Source organism: Streptomyces sp. NPDC057900 (assembly GCF_042887885.1).
Classification (GTDB): Bacteria; Actinomycetota; Actinomycetes; order Streptomycetales; family Streptomycetaceae; genus Streptomyces.
In genome coordinates this window covers 216,898-230,677 of the sequence record NZ_JBHVOI010000002.1, presented here as the reverse complement: position 1 = coordinate 230,677, position 13,780 = coordinate 216,898, and the positions used below count along the sequence as shown (strand labels likewise).

The window sequence follows — 13,780 nt, the reverse complement described above, 5'->3', positions numbered from 1 at the left end:
CGGCCCGTAAGACCGGAGGTCCGGCTACTTCACGTCGACGAAGTCACCCGTGGAGTTGACCGCCGGGGTGGAGGCCGTACCGGCGAAGCTGTAGCGCCAGTAGCCGTCGACCGAGGCCTTGACCGTGGTCTTCAGGGTGCCGGTGCTGCTCGTCGTGACGGTCTTCACCGTGCTCCAGGACTTGGCGCCCTTCTTGAGGAACTGCAGCTTGACCGGCTGCTTGGTGTAGCCGTGGTACTTGAAGTCGTCCCAGTTGGCGCGCGCCAGCTTGCCGGTGACCGTGATCGTCTTGCCCTTCTTCACCGGCTCGGGGGCGGCGTCGACGGTCTGCGTGGCCGCCCGCTGGAACTTGAAGGAGCCGGCCTTCTCCTTCCAGTTGTAGTCGCCGTCCTTGGCGTCCACCCACGCGTCGACGTACCAGGTACCGGCCACGTCGTTGGAGTACGGCAGGTCGACCTTGGGGGCGACGGTGAACGTGGCGGTGCAGGTGCTCCCGGAGCACTTGGTGCTGTCCGGCGTCAGGTAGCCGAACCCGGGGCCCACCAGCTCTATGTCCATCCCCTTGATGCCGGAGTTGTCCTTGCCGGTCACCGCGACGGTGAACTTCTTGACGGCGCTGGTGCCGACCACCACGTTCTTGCCACCGTTGACCGTCACCTTGGTGATGGCGGTGTCGCCGTAGTGGCCGTTGGCCTGGGCAGCCGGTACGGCGAGGGCCAGCAGGCCCAGAGCACCGACGGCGACGGTCGCAGAGGTACGCATGCGCATGTTTTTCCCTGTGGGAAAGGGGCCCCTGGTGCGCGAGCGCACCGGCAGGGCCGATCGGTCTGTCGAGCCGGAGTGGCTCAACAGACCAGACAGTCGACACATGTGAAGGGTTGCCTGCGAATATGAAGATTCTGCGAAGGCGCCCGAAATAGCGGACCTTGGGCGGGGGTCGGGCCGGGGTCGGGGGCCGGGTCCGTCAGTCGAACCAGCGGTCGCGGGCCAGTTCCCCGGTGCGGGACGGGTCCTCCAGCAGCGCCGCGACCTCGAAGCGGCGCGGCCACTGGCCCGCCGCCCAGGCGAGCCCCGCCGCGACGCCCTCCAGGGTGGCGGCGTGCACGGTGCCGTCCGGGGTGCGCCGCCAGTCCAGTTCGACGCCGCCCGCGCGCAGTTCGCCGTGCTCGACGTACGTGTCCGGCGTGCCCCGCCCGAGCAGAACCCGCACCGACTCCGGAACCTGGTGCTCCGCGCCCTCGGACGTCACCTCCGCCTCGACGCTCTCGCCGAGCCGCCGCACCTGGAACAGCTCGGCCAGCTCCGCCGCGTTCGCCGGGGCGACCGGCAGCAGCGGCATCCCCCCGGTCAACGGGAGCAGATCGGGCGCGTCCGCGATCACCGCGTCCGCCGCGTCGACCACCCGCACCTCGCCGTCGACCACGGCCCGCAACTCGTCCGGCAGCGTGACCTGCTCCGGGTCCAGCTCGGCCAGGGCGGTGTACAGGGAGTGCAGTTGTACGGGGCCGACCGGGCGGTCCCCGTCCGCGAGCCGGCCGAGGAGTTCGGCCGCACCGCCGGGCTCGTCCAGCAGGGCGGCGACCGAGGTCCGCACCCCGAGGGCGCGCAGCACCTGGGCGTCGTCGAAGCCGGTGGCGTCGGCGGGGTCGTACAGGCCCGCCAGCCGGGGATCGCCCCCGTCGGCGCGCAGGCCCGCCGGGCGGCGGCCGTCCAGCACCGGATGGTCGCGCAGCCACCAGGCGGTGTACGGGCGCACGGACTGCGTGGTGCCGTCCGGGAGGAGCACCCGCACCGGCTGGGTCAGGGCGTCGCGCAGCGGGGGGCGGGCCAGCATCGCGAGCGCCTGCGGCCAGGCGTCGTCGTCGACCAGGTCGAGGTCGCGGACGGCGACGAGTTCGGTGGCGACGGGCGGCACCACGGTGTCCGGGAGCTGGTCCAGGATGTCCTCGCACCAGACGTCCACGGCGTCGAGCAGCCCGGCGTCGTCGGACTCCGCGAAATCGCCCTCTCGGGGCTCCAGTTCGTCCGGGTCCAGCACCACATCGGTGGCCCGCACCAGTGCGAACGTGGCCAGCACCCCGCAGGCGGTGAGCGGCTGCTCGCCCCAGCGCTCCGCCAGCTCCTCGTCGCACAGGGCGAGTTCGCCCTCGCGCATGACGGCGGCGAACGGGCTGCCGGGCAGCACGAGTTCACCGGCCGGGGCGGGCTCGCCGTCCTCGTCGGGCAGGGCCAGCGCGCCGAGCCAGGGCTCGTCGCCGGGCACCAGGTCCGCGTCCCGGACGAGTGTGAGGACGGTGTCCACCAGCTCGTCGCCGTCCAGCGCGTCCTCGTCCCAGATCTCGCCCGCGTCCAGCGAACCGGCGACGGCGGCCCGCACCTGCGGGGTCGTCAGCACGGCGCGCGGGGTGGCGGGCAGGGCGCCCAGCTTCTCCAGGAGCGGGTGCGCGGCGTCCGGGTGGGCGACCTTCAGCCCGAGCCGGGCGAGCCGGTCCAGGACAGGCCCGGTCAGCGCGTCCGGGAGCGGCAGCAGGATCTGCCGGGGGCCGATGGTGGTGCGGGGAACGGCCGGGGCGTCGGGGTCCCCGCCCCGGGAGTCCGTACCGGCGAGCGGCACGGGCAGCCCGGAGAGCCGGTCCGGGTCGACACCGGCCAGGCTGTCGTACAGCCGCCGCCACCAGCCCGGGTCGCGCTCCAGACCGGCCAGCCGGTCGATCGCCTCGGTCAGCGGCACCCGGGCGACGCCGAGCGTGCGCAGTTCGACGCGGCGCTCCAGACCGGCGGGCAGCAGGCAGGGCAGCACCTCCGCCAGCACCGCGACGGTCCCGGCGCCGACACCCTCCAGCACCTCGGCCTCCAGCGGCCGCAGCGCGGTGGTGGCCTTGCGGCCCTCGTCGGTCCCGGCGTCCCAGCTGTCCCAGCGGTCGGGCTCGGCCGCGGGGTCGCGCGGCGCGGCGGGCTCCAGGAACGCGACGCGGGGCAGCCGCTCCAGGATCGCGGCGCGCAGCGCGCCGTCCAGCTCGCCCTTGCCGAGCGGTCCGGGCACGAGCGCGATGGTGGCGGTGGAGACCGGCTGCCAGTCGGCGAGCAGCTCGGCGTACGCGTCGGCCGCGCGCTCCACCAGGAAGTCGGTGAGCGGGCCCGGCGCGGGGTGGCGGCGGGTGGTGTCGAGCGGCAGCGACGCGATGAGCAGCGCGGGTACGCCGAGCGGTTCGTCGGTGGGCGTCGGCGCGTGCACGACGGGTGCGGTACGGGGGCGGACCGGGGCGCCCTCCGCGTCCACCGGGACGGCCCAGGTCACCGACCAGTGCGGGCGCAGCCGTTCCTCCAGCGGGCGGCCGACGAGCAGGTCCGGCTCGACGGGGCCGTGCCGGGCGACGGTGCGCCAGCGGTTCGTACCGTGCGCCGAGTCGTCGACGTGGATGTACGGGCCGTGCTGGGAGCGGCTCAACGTCCTTACGGCGTCCGGGGTTTCGATGACGATCTCGTCGAGTCCGCTCAGCGTGAGCAGCAGCGCGTCGTCCACGGCGGCGAGCAGCCGGCCGACCAGGTCCTCCGCGACGCCGTCGCGCAGCGGCAGGACGACGACGGTGTCGTAGCCGTCCGGGGCGATGCCCTCCGCGGGCAGCGGGAGGCGGAGCAGGGGTACGTGTCCGTCGCGGCGGCGCAGCTCGTCGCCCAGTCCGGGGCTGCCGACGGCGGCGTCCCGGGCGAGGTCTCGGGCCTCGGCCAGGGACCAGCGCACGCCGCCGTGCCGGCCGATGACGGCGGGCTCGTCGCTCACCGCGAGCACGGCGGCGAACCCGACGCCGAACCTGCCGACGGCCCCCTCATGGCCCTCGCGCTTGGCGGACGCCCGCAGCGTGGACAGCGACTCCACCCCGGTGGCGTCCAGCGGCGCGCCGGTGTTCGCGGCGGCGAGGACCGCCGGGGCGGTCGCGGTCGCCGGGTGCAGGGTGAGCCGCAGACGGCCGGGGACCCGGGCGCGGGCGGCGGCGTCGGCGGCGTTCTGGGCCAGCTCGACGACGAGGCGGTCACGGTAGCCGCCGAGCGCGAGGTCCTCCTCGGCGTTGGCGTCCTCCCGGAAGCGGGCGGGGCCGGCGCCCCAGGCGTCGAGCACGCGGCGTCGCAGCCGTGCGGTGCCGAACGGGTCGGCCCCCTCGGTCGCATTCATGCTCACGCTGACTCCCTCTTCCGGTTACCGGTCCCCGTGCCGCCAAGTGTGCGCCCGAAGCTACCGGGTCCCCGGGGGTGCGTTCACCGGACGGGCTGGAAGAGGCCACCCGCCACCGCCCCCACGCGGACGGGCTGGGGTGTGCGGCGAGCAGATCAAGCCCGTCCGGCGATTGAGGACGGAACCGGTTCGCCGGGGCAGCCCGCACCCGCGGGGAGCCGCACCCCAGGCCACCGCCTACGAGTGGCCGAGGTCCTCAGAGGGCGCGTCCGGCTCCGCCGGGACCGAGCCGGAATCCCGCGCGGGACGCAGCGGATACTCGTCCACCCGCATCGTGTCCAGCGCATGCGGCGCCGGCTTCGGCGGCTTCGGCATCACCGCGGCCTCCGAATGCCCACCGCAGCCGTACGACAGGGACACCACATGCCCGTCCGCCGGACCGAACTCGTTCGCGCACACCCCGAAGGCCTGTTTCAGCGAACCCGCCAGCGGCACCAGGAAGGCACAGGACACACAGGTGGCAGGAGCCGCCTGGGCCATCGGCGTCTTCGCGCCGAACCCCTCGTCCCAGCGGTCGGCCGCCGCGTACAGCCCGTACCGCGACAGCACCCGCGCACGCCGCATCCCGAGCTCGTCCGCGACGGACGCGATCGAACCCCGTCGCGGGGTCCCCGGGCGCGTCGTCAGCTCCGCGTCCTCCGACTCGACGAGCTCGGCCAGCTCACCGGAGACCGGAGAGTTGGGCGGCGGCTCGTCCTCACCGGTGTAACCCGGCTCCAGCCGCAGATCGTCCGCCTCCGTGGGCAGCAGATCGCCCGGCCCCATGTCGCCCGGCCGCAGCCGCTCGCTCCACGGCACCCACTCCGGAGCGAGCAGCGCGTCGCCGCCCGGCAGCAGCACCGTTTCGTCCAGCGTGACGTTCTTCGCCCGGGAGGCCCTGGCGACCGTCACCGCCCAGCGCCAGCCCCGGTAGGCCGGGTCCTTGCACTCGAAGTAGTGCGTGACGACGCGGTCCCCCTCGGAGACCACGGCCACATGCTCACCCACGACCCCTGGCGCGGCTGCCTCCTCGGCCGCCGCGCGGGCGAGGTCTACGGCCTCGGCGCACAAACGGTCGGGAACAGGGGTACGGGCCGTACGGCTTCTCGTCGTCGCAGCACTCACAGGTCTCGCTTCTCTCCTACGCCAGTCTCACGAGCGCGCCAGCACATCCATCGATTTCGGCCATTCGGTTGCGGGCGGAGCGGACCTGGGGGCCGCGTCGACGTCCACACCCGTTGTGCCTGCCTCGGGCGCACCTTCTGCAACCCATTCTGCGGGATCGCCGAGAGGCGCGCGGCCAAGAACAACCGCCGGTGGCGCGCTACGCACGCTACCCTCTCCGCCGCTTCCCGCCCACCTGCCCGTCCCAAACGACGCCGTATCCGGTGCCGTGTCCCGTGTAAAGGGCACTGTCCGGCCATCCGTATCCGCCCGTATCAACCGGCCCCGCACCCGCTGCGACCTGGCCACTCACTGACCCGACGGGGCGTCGCGCGCCGCGTCCCGCGCCTGTCCCGGTTCGTGACGACTGGTCCTGGGGCAGTATGACCAAGTGGCTTCTGCCAGGTCGCACGACGGACCCGGCCCGCTCCGCAGGACGGGCCGGACACTCGGTCATGCCCTGCGCTCCCCGTTCACCGGGACGGCCCGGTCCATCCGGAAGGCGACACACGCCCACGGGGCGGGGGAATCCGGTCTCGGCAAGCTGATCGAGCTGCACGCGGTGAACGGCGCGGGTGACGTGATGATCACCGTCGCACTGGCGTCCACGGTGTTCTTCTCCGTACCGACGGACCAGGCGCGCGGCCGGGTCGCGCTGTACCTCGCCGTCACCATGGCGCCGTTCATCGTCCTGGCCCCCGTCATCGGCCCGCTCCTGGACCACCTGCCGCACGGCCGCCGCGCGGCGATGGCCGGCTCCATGCTGGCCCGTGCGCTGCTGGCGCTCACCATGTCGGGCGCGGTCGCCACCGGCGGCCTGGAGCTGTATCCGGCGGCCCTGGGCGTCCTGGTCTGCTCGAAGGCGTACGGGGTCGTGCGCAGCGCCGTCGTACCGCGCCTGCTGCCACCGCGCTTCTCGCTGGTGAAGGCGAACTCACGGGTGACCCTCGCCGGTCTCCTGGCGACGGGTGCGGCCGCTCCGATCGGGGCGGGGCTCCAGACGATCGGCCCGCCGTGGCCGCTCTACGGCGCGTCCGCGATCTTCGTCGGCGGCGCGATCCTCGCCTTCACCCTGCCGCCCAAGGTGGACTCGGCGAAGGGCGAACGCAAGGCGCGCCTGGTGCACCCGCACGACGAGGACGGCACCGTCCGGCCCGAACGGCTCCGCCCGGAGCCGCTCCGCAAGGACGCCACGCCCGGGGCCGGGAGGAAAAGCAGGTTCGGGGCGAGGAACGGCGAGAAGCGGCCGGGGCTGCGCTCGGTCGGCCCGTCCGTCCTGCACGGGCTCCAGGCCAACGCCGCGCACCGCGCGCTGTCCGGCTTCCTGATCTTCTTCCTCGCGTTCCTGCTGCGCGAGCAGCCGCTGTCCGGGCAGAGCGCCGCGATCTCGCTCGGCATCGTCGGCGTGGCGGCCGGGACGGGCAACGCGCTGGGCACGGCGGTCGGCTCCTGGCTCAGGGCCCGCGGCCCGGAGATCATCATCGCCTCCGTGCTGGGCCTGGCGCTGGGCGTCGCCGTACTGGCCGCGGCCTTCTTCAGCACGGTCATGGTCGCCGCGCTCGCGGCCATGGCGGGCTTCACCCAGGCCCTGTCGAAGCTGTCGCTGGACGCGATGATCCAGCGCGACGTACCGGAGGAGGTGCGCACCTCGGCCTTCGCCCGCTCGGAGACGCTGCTCCAGATGGCGTGGGTGGTGGGCGGCGCGATCGGGATCTCGCTCCCCCTCAACGGCGTACTGGGCATGGCGGTCGCCGCGGGCATCCTCGCGCTCGGCGCGGCGGCCTCCGTACGGGGGCTGCTGGGAGCCGCGCGGCGCGGCTCGCCGCACCCCCGCGTGGCATGAGCCGGAGCGACCGATAGCCTTCGGCCCATGACCGTTGCGTTCTTCTCCGGTAAGGGCCGTCGAATCGGCGTCGCTCTTGGTGCCGTGTCCGCGGGACTCCTTGTCCTCTCCGCCTGCGACAAGCCGACGCCACTCGCCACCGTGACGGTCGGCGACAACTCGGTGCACACCGAGGCGTCCTGCTACAACGACGGCAAGGCCCTCAAGGAAGCCGACATCAAGGGCTGCCTCAACAAGAAGGCCGACAAGACCGTCAAGGTCGCCATGGACGACAAGGTCCACTTCGGTGTGGACCCGTCGGTCTCGGACAACGGCTGGACGCTCTTCATCAACGGCCAGCAGGCCGAGCAGGAGCCGTTCAAGAAGACCTACCGGTCGATCCCCGGCAGCGCCTTCTTCGCCAGCCAGACGGGCGAGGCCACCGCGGACAAGACGCAGGTCAGCATCGTGGAGACGAAGGGCAAGGAGCTGCTGGGCATCTGGCACTTCGAGCTCAAGAAGACCAGCTGACCGCCCCCTCCTTCTGTCGCTTCCTCGGAGGCCCCTCCCGTGCGCGTGCTCGTCGTGACCGCAGTCCCGGTGGAACGGGACGCGGTCACGCGTGCGTTCGGGGACGGCTCCGAGGTGCCGGTGCGCCGGGTGCCGGGCGCGGAGATCCACCGCGCGGGCCCCTTCGACGTGCTCGCGGGCGGCGCGGGACCGGCCGCGGCGGCGGCCTCCGCCGCGTTCGCCCTGGCCTCCGACCGCTATGACCTGGTGATCTCCGCGGGCATCGGCGGCGGCTTCAGCGGCCTCGCCCCGGTCGGCTCGCTCGTCGTGGCCGGCCGCATCGGAGCGGCCGACCTGGGCGCCGAGACCCCCGCGGGCTTCGTGCCGGTCACCGACCTCGGCTTCGGCCGGGTCTGGCACTTCCCGCCCCGCTCCCTGGTCCGCGCGGTGACCGCCGCGACCCACGCGGTGACCGGCGACATCCTCACCGTCTCCACCGTGACCGGCAGCGCGGAGCGCGCCGCCGCCCTCCTCGCCGCGCACCCCGGCGCCGTCGCCGAGGCGATGGAGGGCTTCGGGGTCGCGGAGGCGGCGGACAGGCTCGGCCTGCCCGTCCTGGAGATCAGAGCCGTCTCGAACGCCGTCGGCCCCCGCGACCGCGACGCCTGGCGCATCGGGGACGCGCTGGCCGCGCTCAGCGACGCGTTCGGCGAGCTCATACCCGTACTGGAAGGCTGGACGACCCACCATGACCGCGACCACTCCTGACCCGCTGCGCATCGCCTTCTCGCCGTGCCCGAACGACACGTTCGTCTTCGACGCCTGGGCACACGGCCGGGTCCCGGACGCGCCCGCCCTCGATGTCACCTTCGCGGACATCGACATCACCAACGGCATGGCGGAGCGCGGCGAGCTGGACGTCCTGAAGGTCTCGTACGCGGTGCTGCCCTGGGTCCTCGACGAGTACGCGCTGCTGCCGTGCGGCGGCGCGCTGGGACGGGGCTGCGGGCCGCTCGTCCTGACGCGGGAGCCGGGCACGGACCTGACGGGGAAGACCGTCGCCGTACCGAGCGAGCGCTCCACCGCGTATCTGCTGTTCCGGCTCTGGGCCGCGGAGGCGGTGCCGGGCGGCGTGGGCGAGATCGTCGTCATGCCGTTCGACGAGATCATGCCGGCGGTACGGGACGGCAAGGTCGACGCCGGTCTCGTCATCCACGAGGCGCGCTTCACGTACCAGAACTACGGTCTGCACAACCTGGCCGACATGGGCCGCCACTGGGAGGACACGACCGGCCTGCCGATCCCGCTCGGCGCGATCATCGCGAAGCGCTCGCTGGGCGAGGAGACGCTGAAGCTGCTCGCGGAGTCGGTGCGCGCGTCGGTACGGATGGCGTGGGACGACCCGCGGGCCTCGCGCCCGTACGTCCAGGAACACGCCCAGGAGATGGACCCGGCGGTCGCGGACCAGCACATCGGCCTGTACGTGAACGAGTTCACCGCGGACCTCGGCGAGGACGGCTACGCGGCGATCCGCGGCCTGCTGACCCGCGCCGCGGCCGAGGGGCTGGTACCGCCCCTCGGACCGGACGCGCTGTCCTACCCCTGAGGCCGGGGCCCGTACGTCACGCCGCGTCGCGTCACACGTCGAGCTGGTCCGCGACCGCCCGCAGCAGCCCGGCGATCTTCGCCCCGGCGGCCTTGTCGGGGTAACGTCCGCGCTCCAGCATCGGCGTGATGTTCTCCAGCACGGTCGTCAGGTCCTGCACGATCGACGCCAGCTCGTCCGGCTTGCGGCGCTGGGCGGCCGCGACGGACGGCGTGGGGTCGAGGATGGCCACGGAAAGCGCCTGGTCACCACGTTGCCCGGCGACCACGCCGAACTCGACGCGCTGACCGGGCTTGAGCGCGTCGACTCCGGTGGGGAGCACCGACGAGTGCACGAAGACGTCACTGCCGTCATCGCGGGAGAGGAAGCCGAAGCCCTTCTCGCTGTTGAACCACTTGACCTTGCCAGTCGGCAAAGCACGCACCCCATCTCAACCCGTATGCCGGAACAAAGCCTCAGCAGGTCAGGCCGTCCAGTGGTCGCGCTCCCCCTGCTGGCAGAAGCCTCCACAGGTGAAGTACCCCTCGTCAAGGCAGGTCATCCGGACTGGTGTCCTGAAAGAACTACTCTGACGGGGTGAGTACTTCCCCTTCTGGCGCGGGCGACCTGCTGGTCCGGCTCGGCGCGATCATCTTCTTCGTCGGCGCGCTGGCGACCCTGGTCACGATGGCCCCCCTGTTCCTCGGCACCGAGCCGTTCCCGTCCATCGCGTACGCGGTCTGCATGCTGATGGGCGTCGGCTTCCTGGTCGCCGCGGCGGGCGTCGTCCGCTCGGCACGGGCGGGGGCACCGCGGCGGTAGGGCTTCCCTACGCCGCGTACCCGTTCGCCGCGTACGCGGTCAGCCAGGCCGGGAACTCCGTCAGCGACGACAGGACCACGTCCGCGCCGGCCGCGCGGAGCTCGTCCGCGTCGCACGGGCCCGTCGTCACGCCGACCGACAGGGCGCCCGCGGCACGGGCGCCGCGCACGTCGCCCGTGTGGTCGCCCACGTAGACGCCCGCCCGGTGCTCGCGCAGGGCCTCCGCCTTCGCCTCGGCCCACAGGCCGCCGGTGAGCACGTCGGGCTCGATGCCCACGTGGGTCAGGTGCAGCTTCGCGCTCGGCTCGTACTTGGCGGTGACGACCATCGCGCGGCCGCCCAGCTCGCGGATCGCCTCGACCGACTCGCACGCGCCGGGCATGGCGGGCGAAGAGGCGATCGCGTATGTGGGATAGATCTCACGGTAGCGGCCGACCATCTCGGGCACCTGAGCCGCCGGGAACCAGTTCGCCAGCTCGTCCTCCAGCGGCGGTCCCAGCCGGCTGACCACGAGATCGGCGTCGATCACCGCCCCCGTCTCGGCGGAAAGAGCCAGGTAGCAGGCCTTGATGCCGGGCCGGGAGTCGATGAGCGTCATGTCCAGGTCGAAGCCGACCATCAGCGCGTGCGATGCCATGGCCTCCATTGTGCCGAGCGCGTCCGCGACCCGGTGCACCCCCGGAAGGGCGCCCGGAGGCGATGCTTAGACTTAGCCAAGCCTTACTTTGCTTCGCTTTTCGATTGGGTCCGATGCCAGCCGCCGCACCACGCCGCTCCAGACGCGCTCTCATGACGGCGGCGGCCGTCCTGGCGCTGCTGGTCGCCGTACTGCTCAGCCTCGCCGTGGGGGCGCGCTCCATCGCCCCGTCCGCCGTACTGGACGCTCTGCTGCACGGCGGGCACTCCGACGCCGCCGAGGTCATCCGGAACATGCGGGTGCCCCGCACCCTCATCGGGCTGATGGTCGGCGCCGCCCTCGCCCTCGCCGGCACGGTGCTCCAGGGCATCACCCGTAACCCCATCGCCGACCCCGGCATCCTCGGCATCAGCCAGGGCGCCTCCGTCGGAGTGGTGCTGGCCATCGCGTACGCGGGCGTCCACACGCTCACCGGGTACGTCTGGTTCGCCTTCGCGGGGGCGGCGATCGCCTCCGTCGCGGTGTACGCCATCGCCTCCAGCGGACGCGGCGGCGCCACCCCGGTGAAACTCGCGCTCGGCGGCGCCGCGATCAACGCGCTGCTCGTCTCCGTGACCATGGCCGTGCTGACGACGAAGGCGTCCGCGCTGGACGAGTTCCGGTTCTGGCAGGTCGGCTCGATCGCCGGGCGCGAGGCCCAGGTGGCGCAGCAGATCTGGCCGTTCCTCCTGGTGGGGACCGTGCTGGTGCTCTCCGTCGCCCGAGGCCTCGACGCGCTCGCGCTCGGCGAGGACATGGCGAAGGGGCTCGGGCAGAAGATCGCGACCGTACGGATCGTCGGCGGCATCGGGGCCACCGTGCTCACCGGCGTCGGCGTCGCGGCGGCCGGGCCGATCGCGTTCATCGGCCTCGCCGTCCCGCACATCGCCCGCGCCGTCGTCGGCAGCGACCACCGCTGGGTGCTCCCGATGGCCGCCCTGATCGGACCCGTGATGCTGCTCGTCTCCGATGTGATCGGCCGGATCGTCTTCCCGCCGAGCGAGGTCCCCGCCGGGGTCATGACGGCGCTCATCGGAGTGCCGTTCCTGGTCACGCTGGTGCGCCGGAAGGCGGTGCCCGCGTGAGCGCCACCACGGCCGCCGTACGGCCCGCCGGGTACAGCGTCCTCAAGGTCGGGGCGCGCGGACGGTTCCTGCTGCACCGCAGGGCCGCCGTCGTCGCCGTCTCGCTCGTCGTCCTGCTGGCCGTCGTCTGCGTCGCGTACCTCTGCGTCGGCGAGAGCTTCGTCGCGCCCGGCGAGGTCCTGAAGGTGATCCTGGGGAAGCCCTCCGCCGACGAACTCGTCGTCGGCACGCTGCGGCTGCCCCGCATGGTCGTCGGGCTGCTCGTCGGCCTCGCCTTCGGGATCGCCGGCGCGCTGATCCAGACCGTCGCCCGCAACCCCCTCGCGAGCCCGGACATCATCGGCATCAGCCAGGGCGCGAGCGCGCTCACGGTCGGCGCGATGACGTTCGGCATCACCTCGTACACCGTCCTGCCCTACCTGTCGGTGATCGGCGGGGTCGCCGCCGCCGCGCTCGTCTACGCCTTCGCGTGGCGCGGCGGGCTGCACGCCACCCGGTTCGTGCTCATCGGCATCGGCTTCGCCATCGCGCTGCGGTCCGTCACCACCCTGTTCCTGACCAAGGGCGACTACCTCGTCGCCCAGCAGGCGCAGATCTGGATGACCGGCTCGCTCAACGGCCGCGGCTACGACGAGGCCGCCCCCATCGGCTGGACGCTGCTGATCCTGCTGCCCGCCGTCCTGTGGGCGGCCCGCGCGCAGCGCACCGTGACCATGGACGACGACACGGCGACCGCGCTCGGGGTACGCCTCGGCCGGGTACGGCTCGGGCTCGTCGCACTCGGCGTGATCCTGGCGTCGGTGGCGACGGGGACGGCCGGGCCGGTCGACTTCGTCGCCCTGCTCGCCCCGCAGATCGCCCGCCGGATGACCCGCACCGCGCAGATCCCGCTGTTCTGCTCCGCGCTGCTCGGCGCCGTCATCGTCGTCTTCGCGGATCTGCTGGCCCGCAGGCTCTTCTCCCCCACCGAACTGCCGGTGGGCGTCCTGACGGCGGCGGTCGGCGCCCCGTATCTGATCTGGCTGATCATCCGCGGTCACGGTGGCCGCAGGGGAGGCAACGCATGACCACGACCCAGCAGGACGCGGTGACCAGCCGGCTGACGGTGGCCGGCCTGACCCTCGCGTACGAGGACCGCACCGTCGTCCACGAGCTCGACCTCGCCGTGCCCGACGGCCGGGTCACCGTCATCGTCGGGCCGAACGCCTGCGGCAAGTCGACGACGCTGCGCGCGCTCGGCCGGCTCCTCAAGCCGCGCGGCGGGGCGGTGCTGTTGGACGGCACCGAGCTGTCGAAGATCCCCACGAAGAAGATCGCCCAGTCGATCGGGCTGCTCCCGCAGACCCCGGTGGCCCCGGAGGCGATCACCGTCTCCGACCTGGTGGCCCGAGGCCGCCAGCCCCACCAGCACTGGTGGCAGCAGTGGTCCCAGGAGGACGAGCGGGCGGTGACGGACGCCATGGAGCGCACCGACATCACCGCGCTCGGCCCCCGCTCGGTGGACGAGCTGTCCGGCGGGCAGCGCCAGCGGGTGTGGATCGCGATGGCGCTCGCCCAGGAGACCGATCTGCTGCTGCTCGACGAGCCGACCACGTACCTCGACATCGCCCACCAGGTGGAGGTCCTCGACCTGGTGCGCCGGCTCGCCGCCCCGGCGGCCGACGGCACCCGGGGCCGGACCGTGGTGACCGTGCTCCACGACCTCAACCAGGCCGCCCGTTACGCCGACCACCTGGTCGCCATGAAGGCGGGCCGGATCGTCGCGGAGGGCCGCCCGGAGGACGTCGTCACCGCGGAGCTCGTCCGCGAGGTCTTCGGTCTGGACGCGGTGATCGTGCCGGACCCGGTGACGGGTTCGCCGCTCGTCGTGCCGGGAGCGCCCTGGCAGCCCGCGCACGCGTCCTGA

13 protein-coding genes are annotated in these 13,780 nt (G+C 73.1%); 8 read left to right on the top strand and 5 right to left on the bottom strand.

The annotated features are described in order from the left end of the window. Window positions 1–24 precede the first annotated feature (24 nt). The 3 genes from ACFVQ0_RS08180 to ACFVQ0_RS08170 form a co-directional block, all read right to left on the bottom strand. The gene (locus tag ACFVQ0_RS08180) at window positions 25–768 is read right to left on the bottom strand and encodes a calcium-binding protein (protein WP_390085807.1); all 744 of its coding nucleotides are present in this window, start codon (window positions 766–768) and stop codon (window positions 25–27) included. A gap of 196 nt (window positions 769–964) precedes the next feature. Next, on the bottom strand, window positions 965–4,171 hold the full coding sequence (locus ACFVQ0_RS08175) for a sacsin N-terminal ATP-binding-like domain-containing protein (RefSeq protein WP_390085805.1): 3,207 nt from the start codon (window positions 4,169–4,171) through the stop codon (window positions 965–967). Window positions 4,172–4,408: 237 nt separating this feature from the next. Continuing rightward, complete coding sequence (locus tag ACFVQ0_RS08170; protein ID WP_390085803.1) at window positions 4,409–5,335, bottom strand: DUF3027 domain-containing protein; 927 nt, start codon at window positions 5,333–5,335, stop codon at window positions 4,409–4,411. 430 nt (window positions 5,336–5,765) lie between these two features. Here ACFVQ0_RS08170 and ACFVQ0_RS08165 point away from each other — a divergent pair, with 430 nt between their 5' ends. From ACFVQ0_RS08165 to ACFVQ0_RS08150, 4 genes are read left to right on the top strand one after another with little or no spacing between them, the layout of a single operon-like run. Beyond that, window positions 5,766–7,217 (top strand): MFS transporter, encoded by a 1,452-nt coding sequence (locus ACFVQ0_RS08165; RefSeq protein ID WP_390085801.1) that lies wholly within the window; start codon window positions 5,766–5,768, stop codon window positions 7,215–7,217. Window positions 7,218–7,244: 27 nt separating this feature from the next. Further along, window positions 7,245–7,727, top strand: a complete 483-nt coding sequence (locus ACFVQ0_RS08160; protein WP_390085799.1) for a DUF2771 domain-containing protein — start codon at window positions 7,245–7,247, stop codon at window positions 7,725–7,727. Window positions 7,728–7,766: 39 nt separating this feature from the next. Beyond that, on the top strand, window positions 7,767–8,474 hold the full coding sequence (locus ACFVQ0_RS08155; protein WP_390085797.1) for a futalosine hydrolase: 708 nt from the start codon (window positions 7,767–7,769) through the stop codon (window positions 8,472–8,474). After that, window positions 8,455–9,312 (top strand): 1,4-dihydroxy-6-naphthoate synthase, encoded by an 858-nt coding sequence (locus tag ACFVQ0_RS08150; protein WP_390085795.1) that lies wholly within the window; start codon window positions 8,455–8,457, stop codon window positions 9,310–9,312. Before ACFVQ0_RS08155 ends, ACFVQ0_RS08150 begins: the two co-directional genes overlap by 20 nt. A gap of 31 nt (window positions 9,313–9,343) precedes the next feature. Here ACFVQ0_RS08150 and ACFVQ0_RS08145 read toward each other — a convergent pair whose 3' ends face one another. Beyond that, on the bottom strand, window positions 9,344–9,727 hold the full coding sequence (locus ACFVQ0_RS08145; RefSeq protein WP_073732911.1) for a cold-shock protein: 384 nt from the start codon (window positions 9,725–9,727) through the stop codon (window positions 9,344–9,346). A gap of 161 nt (window positions 9,728–9,888) precedes the next feature. Here ACFVQ0_RS08145 and ACFVQ0_RS08140 point away from each other — a divergent pair, with 161 nt between their 5' ends. Continuing rightward, window positions 9,889–10,113 carry a hypothetical protein gene (locus tag ACFVQ0_RS08140; protein WP_390085792.1) on the top strand — a complete coding sequence of 75 codons (225 nt, stop codon included), beginning with the start codon at window positions 9,889–9,891 and terminating at the stop codon, window positions 10,111–10,113. Window positions 10,114–10,120: 7 nt separating this feature from the next. On the opposite strand, the gene ACFVQ0_RS08135 is transcribed toward ACFVQ0_RS08140, so the two are convergent. Next, window positions 10,121–10,759 carry an HAD family hydrolase gene (locus tag ACFVQ0_RS08135; RefSeq protein ID WP_390085790.1) on the bottom strand — a complete coding sequence of 213 codons (639 nt, stop codon included), beginning with the start codon at window positions 10,757–10,759 and terminating at the stop codon, window positions 10,121–10,123. A 104-nt stretch (window positions 10,760–10,863) separates the two neighbouring features. Between ACFVQ0_RS08135 and ACFVQ0_RS08130 the strand changes: the two genes are divergently transcribed. Genes ACFVQ0_RS08130 through ACFVQ0_RS08120 form a run of 3 tightly spaced genes read left to right on the top strand, consistent with a single transcriptional unit; the run spans window position 10,864 to window position 13,780 of the window. Then, the gene (locus ACFVQ0_RS08130) at window positions 10,864–11,874 is read left to right on the top strand and encodes a FecCD family ABC transporter permease (protein ID WP_390085787.1); all 1,011 of its coding nucleotides are present in this window, start codon (window positions 10,864–10,866) and stop codon (window positions 11,872–11,874) included. Beyond that, a complete protein-coding gene (locus tag ACFVQ0_RS08125; RefSeq protein ID WP_390085785.1) occupies window positions 11,871–12,941 on the top strand; it encodes a FecCD family ABC transporter permease in 1,071 nt (356 codons plus the stop codon). Before ACFVQ0_RS08130 ends, ACFVQ0_RS08125 begins: the two co-directional genes overlap by 4 nt. Beyond that, window positions 12,938–13,780, top strand: a complete 843-nt coding sequence (locus ACFVQ0_RS08120; protein WP_390085783.1) for an ABC transporter ATP-binding protein — start codon at window positions 12,938–12,940, stop codon at window positions 13,778–13,780. Before ACFVQ0_RS08125 ends, ACFVQ0_RS08120 begins: the two co-directional genes overlap by 4 nt.

Bases quoted from the DNA above. Each gene is read 5' to 3' on its own strand.
- ACFVQ0_RS08135 (WP_390085790.1), bottom strand. From the start codon at position 10,759: ATGGAGGCCATGGCATCGCACGCGCTGATGGTCGGCTTCGACCTGGAC.
- ACFVQ0_RS08120 (WP_390085783.1), top strand. From the start codon at position 12,938: ATGACCACGACCCAGCAGGACGCGGTGACCAGCCGGCTGACGGTGGCC.
- ACFVQ0_RS08130 (WP_390085787.1), top strand. From the start codon at position 10,864: ATGCCAGCCGCCGCACCACGCCGCTCCAGACGCGCTCTCATGACGGCG.
- ACFVQ0_RS08180 (WP_390085807.1), bottom strand. From the start codon at position 768: ATGCGCATGCGTACCTCTGCGACCGTCGCCGTCGGTGCTCTGGGCCTG.
- ACFVQ0_RS08160 (WP_390085799.1), top strand. From the start codon at position 7,245: ATGACCGTTGCGTTCTTCTCCGGTAAGGGCCGTCGAATCGGCGTCGCT.
- ACFVQ0_RS08150 (WP_390085795.1), top strand. From the start codon at position 8,455: ATGACCGCGACCACTCCTGACCCGCTGCGCATCGCCTTCTCGCCGTGC.
- ACFVQ0_RS08175 (WP_390085805.1), bottom strand. From the start codon at position 4,171: ATGAATGCGACCGAGGGGGCCGACCCGTTCGGCACCGCACGGCTGCGA.